7 protein-coding genes and 1 riboswitch are annotated in these 12196 nt (G+C 38.6%); all 7 genes read left to right on the top strand.

What is annotated here, in order from left to right; all coding sequences use genetic code 11:
• The first annotated feature begins 185 nt into the window (after nt 1-185).
• Nucleotides 186-374, top strand: a riboswitch (cobalamin riboswitch).
• A gap of 252 nt (nt 375-626) precedes the next feature.
• The gene (locus BJL90_RS22180) at nt 627-5021 is read left to right on the top strand and encodes an S-layer homology domain-containing protein (protein WP_169824241.1); all 4395 of its coding nucleotides are present in this window, start codon (nt 627-629) and stop codon (nt 5019-5021) included.
• Nucleotides 5022-5036: 15 nt separating this feature from the next.
• Nucleotides 5037-5987, top strand: coding sequence for a DUF4430 domain-containing protein (locus tag BJL90_RS18445; RefSeq protein ID WP_070971554.1), 951 nt, complete (start codon nt 5037-5039; stop codon nt 5985-5987).
• A 13-nt stretch (nt 5988-6000) separates the two neighbouring features.
• Nucleotides 6001-6921: an energy-coupling factor transporter transmembrane component T family protein gene (locus BJL90_RS18440; RefSeq protein WP_070971551.1), complete on the top strand. Its 921-nt coding sequence runs from the start codon at nt 6001-6003 to the stop codon at nt 6919-6921.
• A complete protein-coding gene (locus tag BJL90_RS18435; protein WP_070971548.1) occupies nt 6894-8555 on the top strand; it encodes an ABC transporter ATP-binding protein in 1662 nt (553 codons plus the stop codon). Before BJL90_RS18440 ends, BJL90_RS18435 begins: the two co-directional genes overlap by 28 nt.
• Nucleotides 8556-8587: 32 nt before the next feature.
• Complete coding sequence (locus tag BJL90_RS18430; RefSeq protein ID WP_081562095.1) at nt 8588-9226, top strand: ECF transporter S component; 639 nt, start codon at nt 8588-8590, stop codon at nt 9224-9226.
• A 5-nt stretch (nt 9227-9231) separates the two neighbouring features.
• On the top strand, nt 9232-10659 hold the full coding sequence (locus tag BJL90_RS18425; RefSeq protein WP_070971541.1) for an S-layer homology domain-containing protein: 1428 nt from the start codon (nt 9232-9234) through the stop codon (nt 10657-10659).
• Between the two features lie 403 nt (nt 10660-11062).
• Nucleotides 11063-12043, top strand: a complete 981-nt coding sequence (locus BJL90_RS18420) for a sigma-54 interaction domain-containing protein (RefSeq protein ID WP_070971537.1) — start codon at nt 11063-11065, stop codon at nt 12041-12043.
• Nucleotides 12044-12196 lie beyond the last annotated feature (153 nt).

Below are 12196 nucleotides of genomic sequence, written 5' to 3'. Positions count from 1 at the left end.
TATTAATGTATACAGTATCCGATGTCAATATATTTTGAAATTTTTTTAATTTATTATTTTAAGTTGTGCAATAACCTATTGGCAAAGTAAACTGAAAGTATAGGAAGGCTATTTCTGTATGTACTGGAAGATATTCCTTGACATATTATGTTAACAGTGATACCCTATATTTAAGGACATAAAATTAAAAAGTAAATAGAATAAGTGATGCTTTTAAAAAAGTAGAGAGGGAAGCTGGTGAAAGTCCAGCACGGTCGCGCCACTGTAAGGGAGAGTCGAGTTGTAAAATATCGTCACTGGAGGATGCTATCTGGGAAGACACAACTATGACAATGATCCTGAGTCAGGAAACCTGCTTGTTCTATATTGATGAAAACTTGCCCACGCGAATATGGGAGAGGTTTATTTTTCATGTAAATCTACTTCAGGACCCCTTTAGTGCTACAAATGGCAAAAAGGGGACTTTGTTGTTTTTGGGGCGTGAAGGGGGGAGAGATAGCAGGAATATCAACTGTTTAGAAAAGTCCAGTACTTTAGATGAGATGGTAAGTCACTTAAAGAAGAAGACCTTAAAATCCTTCCTATATAGTGTAGGAGGGTTTGAAAATTTACAAAGGGGGATAGGCATGAGAAAAGAAAACGTTTTTCAATCGAATAAGTCACGATTATTTAGGTCTATTTCGTTTATACTGATGTTTTTATTGCTTTTTAATGGTCAGGTTTTAGCTAATAGTGATATAAGCCCTACGAGTACAACTGCATCAGAAACTGTGGCGGAAACTGTCTATGGAGAAGATATTATAGACAGTGGGGTGAATATGCTAGGTGCAGCGCAGGACAACTTAGAAAGGATTTCGAGACATCTTTCTTTAAGGGTAGAAGGAATAGGTGGTAATATATTTAGTGGAGAAGTTGAGGTAGAAACAATAGGTAGTATACCAACTGCTCTTGATGCTTTAAGCCAAGCATTAAGTAACGCAAGAATAGCATATGAAATAAAAGAAGGAACCTACGGATTGTATATTGAGTCTATCAATGGAGAAATAAGCGGCATGCTTGGCGGCTATGATGGATGGATGTTTTTAGTAAATAATGAAACAGCTGCAGTAGGTGCAGGAGAGTACATAATACAAGGTGGAGAAGAGATTGTTTTTTATTATGGTATGTTCCCTCCCGATACGCTGATTCCGATTGTGTCTATTGAACCAGCAAATCCGCAGGTGGGACAGGAGATAAGGGTGAAAGTAACCTCTAGTTATGAAGACTATAGTAACTGGCCGGATGTAGAAATAAAGTTGATGGCGGTGGAAGGCGCAAAAGTAGTTTTTAAGGATAAAGTGTATTTTACTGACGATGCTGGAGAGGCAGTGATACCAGCAATAGATGTCACTACAACAGGAAGCTATAGCATACGCGTAAGCAAGGATGTGGCTAATAGTTATCCACTTCTGGTAAGGACAGGGGATATTCCTATAACGGTAGGGGAAGGCTCAAGTGTGCCGCAAGTCAACAAAACAGCTTTGACAAATGCTATTGGAGAAGCTGAAAAATTAATAAGCAATGCTGTGGTAGGAGAAAATCCTGGCAATTACCCTCAAGCAGCGGTAAACCAACTACAAACAGTCCTCAACCATGCAACAACTGTAATAAATAGTGAAACCATAACACAAGCAGAAGTAGATGCAGCGGTGGCTGCACTAAATCAAGCAATAAGTACATTTAGAGAAAAAGTCATTCCAGGTGCGTTGCCAGAATTAGAAAAATTAGTTGAAGATATAGTGAGCTACTATAAAAATAATAGGAGAGAGCTAACTTCTTGGTGGGAGTTGGTGGCTTTAAAGGGAGCTGGTGAAAACCTAAAGGATGCTGTTTGGACTTTACCCCAGTGGCAGAGTGCAGATTTTTCTACCGATAAATCTCCAACAGATTATGCTGGGAGAATCATGGGATTATTAGCTATAGGAGAAAACCCTGAAAATTGGCAGGGAAGGAATTTAGTGGATGAGTTACGCAATAAACAAAATGCCACTGACGGTTCCTTTGGCAGCATAAATAATCACATTTACGCTATGTTGGCGCTGGATGCTGCACAAGCCTCTTATGATAAGAATAAAGCTGTAGGCCATCTATTGAGCAAACAGTTAAACAATGGAGGATTTAGCTTAAGTACTACTGCTGATTCAGATGTAACTGCTATGGCATTATCTGTTCTAGGACAGCATAAAGGAATGACGGGGGTTGATACTGGGATTCAGAGAGCAATAAGCTACTTAAAGACTGCTCAATTAAATAGTGGCGGTTTTGCTTCCATTTTTACTTCTATGGGAAGTGAAAATGCCAATAGCTCTGCTATGGTGATTTCAAGCTTGGTTGCAGTAGGAGAAAATATTACGGGTGATAGCTGGATGAAAAATGGTAAAACACCGTTACATGCCCTTATAAGCTATAAAAAAGAAGATCATTCCTTTGCTTTTTTACCAGAGGGAGGAACCAACCAGGCTGCTACACAGCAAGCCTTAATTGCCATCGGTGATTTATTGGCTAATGAACCAGTGTATTGGAGATTAAAGGAAAAGCAGGTCAGTGATAATGCAGATTTACTTGATTTACGCTGTAGCACTGGTTTCTTGAGTCCAAGTTTTTCTTCGAAAACCTATCAATATACACTGTATATAGGTAGTGATGTGAGTGAAATTACCATCAATCCTATAAAGGCAAATACAAATGCGATCATGTCGATAAACAACAAGACAGTAAGTGATGCTTTTGAAAAAATAGAGGTACCGAAGGAATATCCTGAAGAAAATGTAATAGAGATCAAGATTGTGGCGGAGGATGGTACTGCTATAAACACCTATACTGTTAAGGTCATCAGAGCTAAAAAAGTGACAATAGGTGAAAATGCAGCGGAAACCATAGAATTAAGCGCTAATGAGCCGGTAAATATATTACTTGACAATACAACGGCTACCAACTTTATGAAGATAACGGAGCTGCAAAACCATAGTATTACGTTGCCCTTTGTTCAAGTAAATGCCAATAGCAGTATTGGGAATATTGAGGTAGTATTTCCTAAAAACCTCCAAGTTACCGGAACAAGCAATTGGGATGGCAGCATTCAACTGCCTAAGGTCGTCAGCAATCAAGAAGTTTCTATTAGTAATGGAACAGTAAATGCTGTAGTGGAGATAGGGTTTCCTGCAGGTAGGCTAGAGTTTGACCAAGGGGTTAGAATCGTGATGCCAGAACAGGCAGGAAAATCAGCAGCTTTCGTAAGTGCTAACAACAGCCCTGTTGAGATAGTAACTACTTTAAGTGAAGATACCCAAGCGGCAGCCAATGCTTTACCTGCTGGGGGAATAGCAAAAATTGATGTAGATGATGACCTGGTTATTTGGACAAAACATTTTACAAAGTTTATCGCCTATACTTCATCCAATACAGGCGGAGGCTCTGGTGGTAATCCTGTGTCGGATGAGATAAAAGTAAGGGTGGAGATTGTCGGCAAAAACAACAAAAACCACTATTCTGGAGGGATTACATTATCCAAAGATAAAGCAAATCCCTTTGAAGCGTTAAAAGCCACAGGCGTTTCTTATCGTGCAAGAGACAACAATGCTTATATTGAGGAGATTGCAGGAGAAAAAGAAGATGGCACCAGTACTGCGGGATGGAAATACAAGGTAGGTTCCATCATACCCGGCATACCAGCCACTGAATATACATTAAAAGATGGAGATCATCTCCTTTGGTTTTGGGCTGAAGATTATACTTCTACTTCTCCAGGAGGAGGGGGAGCTGCAGCAACAACGCAGGGAGAAATATTACTTAGCAAAGAAATTGAAGAATCTATAATGGGCGCTATAAAGAAGCTAGAGGAAGCTTCAAAACATAAGAACTTCGTTAAAAGCATACCGATTGAAGAACTAGAGGCTACCAGTATCGTTATAGGTAAGGATCAGCCTATGACGGAGAGCCAGAGGAAGGCACTACAAAGTCTGTTAGAGGAGAATATTGTAGCTATTACCCAAAAAGTTGAGGCTAGAAAAGAAAGCATTGTAACAGATGAAAAAAATGAGATTATCTTAAAAATTACCAAGGATGCCATCAGTAAAGAAGAAGAAATCACAGTAAAGGAAATGGAAAAGAAAGAAAATATCGTTTTACCATCAACCCATCAATTCCTGTCTTCTATCTACGCGTTTGGACCTAAAGGATTGATCTTTAATAAGCCGATGTATATATCTATTCGCGTAGCGATACCAGAAGACGTAAGCTATGAGGATATTGTTTTGGCTCGGTATCATGAAGATGAAGAGCAATGGGTAGCACTAGCCACAGTGGTGGATGCCTCCACAGGAACTATTACAGGATTGGTAGAGGATTTTAGTAAGTTTTCTGTACTGGTAAGAAAAGATGCTACAGAGGAATTGCAGGAAGAAGAGGAAGAAAAAGCAGTTCTTATATCCTTCCAAGACGTAGATGAAGAAAACTATTCATGGGCAATAAAAGAAATCAAGTATCTTGTAGAAAAGGGTGTTATAAAGGGGGTTGGAGATCATCGCTTTGAGCCAGCTAGAGCAGTGAACAGGGCTGAGTTTACAACCCTATTGGTGAAGGTGCTGGGTTTAGATGATAATATAAGCTATCAAGGAAGGTTTCAAGATGTAAGGGAAGAGGACTGGTATGCGATCCATGTACAGGCTGCCCTAGAGGCTGGAATCATCAGTGGTTTAACGGAGAATACCTTTGCTCCTTACGATAAACTCACAAGAGAACAAGCAGCAGTAATGATGTCAAAGATTTTAGGTGAAAGAGAAGCGATAGGAACAACCATCTTTAAAGATAACCATCAAATAGCTTCTTGGGCGATAGATAGGGTAGCACAGGTTGTTGACAGGGGAATTTTCAGGGGATTCCCAGATGAAACCTTTAGATCAAAGGAATATGTAACAAGAGCAGAAAGTGCTGTTTTAATTTATAAGTTTTTAAGGGAAAGGGAGCAGTCAACGATTTTGTAAATGAGGAGACGTTTTATGAAAAAATTACAAACAGTTTTACTTGTTGTACTGCTGGCGATGGCGTTGCTTATAGGAGGGTGCAGCAACCCTCCTGACACCATCCCGGGAGAAATAAATTTATTGGTAACTAGAGATTTTGGTGAGGAAGATATTTTTGATGAAATCATTCAATTAGAGGTTCAAACCTCTGTCATGGATCTTTTAAACCAGCATCTTGATATTGAAACTGAATATGGTGGAGGCTTTGTCAATGGTATCAATGGACTTATATCTGGCTATACCAACACTGCCGAAAAGGAAAAATCAGACTGGTTTTATTTCATTAATGGTATTATGACGAGTGTTGGTGCAACAGAGTATTTCCCAACGGATCAAGACAGCATATGGTGGGATTATCATTCATGGGGAGATATTCCCTTTACCCCTGCAGTGATCGGTGCTTTTCCACAACCTTTTCTTAATGGTTATCAAGGTAAAAATCCAGGAACCCTTATTCTGGCGGGAAAGGACTGTGAAGCATTGGCAGATTCCTTGGAAGGCTACTTAAAACAAGCAGGAGTAGAAGATGTAGAGGTGCAGGCGTATCAAGAAACATTGGCGGCTAATAGGGAAAAAATGATTATTGTACTTGCTTTATGGGAAGAACTTTCAAAAAGTAGTTTTTGGCAGGGGGTACAGGATCATAGGGATAAAACCGGTTGGTTTGCAGAGCTTAGTGAAGAAGCCTTCTACTCATTAAATATAAAAGGCGAACAGCAAACCTCCTATAGCCAAGAGGTAGGAGCCATTTTATCCACAGCTACAGGAATGGGGGATGCTACACCTCTGTGGCTTTTAACAGCCCTTGATATGGAGGGAATGAGAAATGTCATGGATGTTTTAGTGAAGGATGAAGATAAAATAGCAAAGAAGTTTGGTGTCTTAGTTACCAATTCAGAAGTGATCGGTTTGCCAGTACAAGAATGATGGAGGCTGAACTATGTATGTTTTTGAAAAGAAGGATATATTTTTCCAAAGGTTACATCCAATGACATTATTGTTTTACATTATGATGATTGTTATAGGTGCAATTATGACCACGCATCCTATTCTTCTTATATTTTTTATGATTGGCGTTATTTTTATTCTGATAGCTTCTAAAAATTTTGAGACTTGGCTAAAAAGTCTAAGGGTGTATGCTTATATGGTAATCATGCTGATGATTGTACATCTCTTCATCAGTAATATGGGAGCTACAGTGTTGTGGAGAGGCCCTATTGTCCCTGTTTTAGGGAGGATTATTATTTCACTGGAAACGCTGATGTTTGGACTGGTGATGGGATTAAGACTCTTCATCATTTTTTCAACTTTTATTTTCTATAACAGGGTTGTAGATCCTGATAAGGCACTGTCTCTATTTTCAAAGGTGTTTCCTAAATCAGCTTTATTGGTGGCTTTAACCACAAAAACTATTCCCTACATGAGTCAGCAGCTACAAGGTGCAGCTGAAATACAACAGTGCAGAGGTGTGCAGTATTATACCGGCAGTCGTATAAACAGAATAAAAAATAGATTGCCTTTGGTTAAAGTATTGTTGCTTTCTTCTTTAGAGGATAGCTTTAATTTAGGAGAAAGTATGCAGGCTAGAGCCTATGGTTGTGGTCCTCGCAGTTGTTACTATGCATTGGCATTTGGCACGAGAGATCTTTTGGTATTTTTTAGTAGCATGATGATTTTATTGGGACTTGTGTGGTCTAAAATGTACGGATATACAGAGATTGTTTTTTACCCTAAAATAGGAATGCTCTTGGTTTCAAGAGAACATATGTATATGATGTTTGTGATAGGATTTTTTCTGATTTTTCCAGCAATTCTAGCATGGGGGTGGGAAAAATGGGATTATTTGAGATTAAAGATTTAACCTATTTTTATCCAGAAGTAGAAAAACCTTCTTTAAAGGAAGTAAATCTACAGATAGAGGAAGGAGAGTTTGTTTTTCTCATTGGACCTTCCGGGTGTGGAAAATCCTCACTGCTTAGAGCAATGGCGGGTTTATTACCGGACTATTATGGAGGAAAAATAGGCGGGGAGATCTGTTATGCTGGATCTTCCTTGGTGCAATGGGATAAAAGACAGCTTGCCAAAGAAGTAGGTATGATTTTTCAAGATCCAGAGAAACAAATGGTGATGACAGCAGTGAAGCAGGAGATTGCTTTTGGTTTGGAAAATATTCAAGTGCCTTATCAAGAGATGAGACGGAGAATTGCAGAAGTGCTAGCTTTATTTGGGATATCTTCATTAAAGGATCAAAATACCTTTCATTTGTCAGGAGGTCAAAAACAAAAGGTGGTTTTGGCTTCTATATTGGCAATGCATCCAAGGGTTTTATTGCTGGATGAACCAACATCTCAGCTAGACCCTCTTGCCGCACAGGAGCTTCTAAATTATGTTCAAAGGTTAAATATGGAATGGGGATTAACGGTGGTGCTGGTGGAGCAGAGGATTGACAGATGTTTTCACTTAGCTGACAGGGTGATTTTCATGGAGAATGGAAAAATTCTAAAGAGTGGTTCCCCTAGAAAAATGGTGGAATGGGCGGCAGAAAAATATCCTCAGTATATACCTCCTGTTTCACAGTTTTTTTCAAAGTGGAGGAAAGAGGACATTCCTCTTACCATTAAAGAGGGCAGAAGGTTATTAAACACTATGGCATCTAAAGACTTGATAAAGCTTTATGATGAAGAGGGTGGTAGCAATGAAGCTGTAGAGATACTGAAGTTATCTAATCTTTGTAGCACCTATAACAAAAAGGATTTTGTTTTAAATAAAATCAATCTTCAGCTTTATGAAAAGAATATAACGGTGATCTTAGGAGAAAATGGCGCAGGCAAGTCTACGCTTTTAAAAACAATTAGCGGCCTTTTAAGGCCTGTGAAAGGAAAAATTGTCTATAAAGGAAGGGATATCTCCCATCTCAAGCCTGAAAAAAGAGCATTGGATATTGGTTACTTATCCCAGAACCCTAATGATTATTTGTTTCACGATACGGTGGAGGAAGAAATAGCCTTTAACCTTAAGGTAAGAGGTGAGAAAGATGATAAGAAGGTGGAGGAGATTTTAATTCTATTAAACCTGAAGGATAAAAGAAGGATGAATCCCCGGGATCTTTCTGGAGGGGAAAGGCAACGGGTTGCTTTAGGGACGGTTTTGGTTACAAGTCCAGATATTTTATTACTGGATGAACCCACTAGAGGGCTAGATGTATCGTTAAAGGATCAATTAAAAGCGACATTGCAGCTTATAAAGGAGAAGGGGACCAGTATTTTGATGGTTACCCATGATGTAGAATTTGCTGCCGAGATTAGCGATAGGGTCATGATTATGGCAGAGGGAGAAATTGTAGCAGATGGTAAAAAAAGAGAGGTGTTAGCCAATTCTCTATATTATGCTCCCCAGATAAATCGCTTGTTTAAAGGAATCAGCGACAAAGTTTTGAACATAGATGAATCGATTCAAGTCATCAGTAAGGTAATAGAACAACCAGTGATAGGGTAAGATAATCTATTTTAAGAGAAGAGGTGACGAAAATGCTAGGTACCCATTGGTCACTAGTTAGTCTTATGCTTGTTTCTGCATCTTTAATCATGACCTATTTTTGGTACGATAAAAAAGATATTTCAACAAAGGAGATTGCTCTTACTGCAACACTGGCAGCTTTTGCAGGTCTTAGCAGAGTACCCTTTGCTGCTATTCCTAGCTTTCAGCCTACTACCTTTTTGGTATTAGTCAGTGGTTATGTATTTGGTGCAGGGTCTGGGCTTATGGTAGGCTCTATGGCAGCTTTTGTTTCCAACTTTTTTTTAGGTCATGGCCCATGGACACCTTGGCAAATGGCAGCATGGGGACTGGTAGGTGTCAGCGGGGGGATACTTAGTAGGTGGAGATTAAGACATGCAAAGATATTTCTCCTTATATTGTCCTTCTTGTGGGGCTTGTGCTTTGGATGGTTGCTGAATATCTGGCATTGGCTTACCTTTGTATATCCCCTGACTTTAAGATCCTTCATTGCTATACAGCTTACAAGTATATGGTTTGATTTTATTCATGCTTTAGGCAATGTACTCTTTATGTACTTTTTAGGAACTGATTTAATTAAGATACTGCATAGATTCAAAAGAAGGTTAACAGTAAGTCGTTTGCCTATACAAGAATTGGAGAGGAGTTGACATTGATGAAAAAAAGTATCGCACTTCTTTTATCTTTTGCTTTAACAATGATATTTTGTTTACAGGCCGCTGCAACAAGCAATCTCAATAGTACCGTCAGCTATCTACAGAAAACGGTGAGTGCTAGTAGTTATGATGGTATGATGGATTGGCCTATTTTGGGACTTTCTGCTGCAGGCAAGGATGTTTCTTCCCTTATTAGCAGGAGAGAAAATCAAATACGCAAGGGAGAATTATTTAGTGCAGATAAAAGTACAGATTATCAACGGAGCATTATTGGCGCAATAGCCGCAGGAAAAGATCCTAGAAACTTTGGGGGCTATAACCTTGTAGAGGAGGTAAAAAAGTCACAGCTCAGTAATGGCAAGTTTGGTGACGGCATTTCTAAAGGTGGAAGTAATTTAGTCAATGCCCATATATGGGGGATTATTTCTCTTTATACAGCAGGGGAAACCATACCTAATAGAGATAAGGCATTAAAATGGCTTGTTGATCAGCAAAATGCCGATGGTGGTTTTAGCATCGATACTAGAGTAAAATCTTCAGACATTGATATGACCGGCATGGTGCTAATTGCCTTTGGCGCCCTTGGAGAAGATAAAAATCATGCTGCTGTGAAAAAGGCCATGCAATACTTAAAAAATCAACAGGGAGATACAGGAGATTTTACAGGCTGGGGGGGAAGTAGCTCAGAATCCCTTTCTCAAGTTATTCAAGGCTCAATGATGCTGGGAATAGATCCAGCAGGTTCAGAATGGAGCAAAAAAAATGGTAACTTAGTAACAGCATTACTTTCCTATAGAAAAAGCGATGGCTCCTTCAGCCATGCAGTTGACGGAGCAAGTAATGCTATAGCTACCTATCAAGCCTTGATGGCTTTAGGAGATTATAATAGGGGAGAAAGTATTTATAAAAAGCTTAGAAGGGAGAATCTTCGTTTTAGTGATGTACCTCAAAATCATTTTGCAGCTACAGCTATAAAAAAATTAGCAGCAGAAGGGATTGTTAAGGGTTTTCCTGATGGAACCTTCCAACCTAATACTTCTGTGAAAAGACAGGAATTTGCTACTATGACAGCCCTTACCTTAAATAAGAATAAAACCTTCACTGCTATTACAAGAGATTTTAGAGATGTTCCTGCTTCTCATTGGGCAAATCCTTATATCAAGGTCGTAGCGGATCAAGGTTTAATGAAGGGTAGAAGTACTGGAATTTTCGCTCCAGAGGAAACCATCACCGGGGCTGAGGTAATGACGGTACTTATACATGCTTTAGGCTTAGAAAGCAGCGCCAAACCCGCCGCAGGGGAAGCCTGGTATGCTGGATATGTCCGGGTTGCCAACAGAAGAGGTCTTCTTTATCCTAACTTTGATGCAACAAAGCCTGCTACAAGAGCACAGTGTGCTTATAGCTTAGAGGCTTTATTAAAATAATAGATATAAAATGAGACTTCATTCAGGGGGAGTTTTTACGCCCACTGAATTGTAGCCGAATTTACTTCGAGGTGTAGTATTTGATCTCCCACTTATATAAGTGGATAACCTAAATCTTTGATTTGGCATTAGTCACTTAGCTTGTTCACCTAGCAGTGGGCCTTTTAGCCATACACTGAAGGATAAAATTTTACCGGTAAAGTTACGTAGCAGTAGCTTGGCCGGTTTTATTATTGGCTAAATAAACTTAAACTTTATTTTTCGAATAAATGCATAGATGAAAATAAATTAGGAAATTTAATAGTTAGAATCTTATTGAAGTGAGCAGTTATCTTAGAAAGTAAGCAGGACAGCGATAAAACGATCTATGTGAAAATACCTAGATCTTTGGAGGAAAATACAGATGAGCAATAATGTAAGCATATTAAATCAAGTTAGAGGCTTATCAACCCATAACTATTTTCTTGAATCTAGAAATAAGGCGTTTCATAAAGCTTTAGATTTAGCTACTCGAGCAGCAGATAGTAATGCTACGATTTTACTTCTGGGAGAATCTGGTGTTGGCAAAGAAGTTTTTGCAAATTATATCCATCATCTTAGTTCAAGAAAAAACAACGCTTTTGTAGCAATAAATTGTCATGCCTTTTCCGAGGGCTTACTACAATCAGAGTTATATGGTCATGAAAAAGGGGCCTTTACCGGAGCTTATGAAAAAAGAATTGGAAGAATCGAAGCAGCCCATGGAGGTACGTTATTTCTAGATGAAATTGGTGATATAACATTGGATGTACAATTAAACCTTTTGAGAGTATTAGATAACAAAAAGATTACAAGAATTGGTTCTAATGCATTAATGGATATAGATTTTAGATTAATTTGCGCCACCAATAGAGATATTAAGCAGCGTATTGAAGAAAAAAAATTTAGAGAAGACTTTTACTATAGAATTAGTACCATCGTTATAACCATTCCTCCGTTAAGAGAGAGAAAGGAAGATCTTAGAAAGCTGATCAATTATTTTATTGTCAAGTATGCGGTAGAACTTAAAAAGGATATTTCCAGCATTGAGGAAGTGGCTTTTAAAGCGCTTATGAATTACAATTATCCTGGAAATATTAGGGAATTAAAGAATATCATAGAACGATTGGTGGTGCTGGCGAAGGATGGTATCATTCGTATGGAGGATATATCTGATGAAATACACATGAATGGATCTAATTCTATGCTTCTTAAAGAAGTGAGGATAGCTACTGAAAAAAGGCATATAGAAAAAGTATTATCTCTCAATGATTTTAACATGACCAATACAGCAAAACAACTAGGAATTAGCAGAAGGCAGTTGTTTAATAAGATTAATGAATATAAGATTTATAGACATGAATAGATGAATAATTAACTTAACTAAGCAGCTTGCGCGATTGGGGTTGGTTAGGTTTCAAAATGATTATCCTAAGCTTAGTAAAGGCGTCTATAAATATGCCAGTGTATATAGATGCGCGCTTCTAAAGTTAAATTTTAATATATACGATCTACGGTT

This window comes from Clostridium formicaceticum (genome assembly GCF_001854185.1).
Classification (GTDB): domain Bacteria; phylum Bacillota; class Clostridia; order Peptostreptococcales; family Natronincolaceae; genus Andreesenella; species Andreesenella formicacetica.
This window is presented reverse-complemented; position numbering and strand designations above follow the sequence as displayed.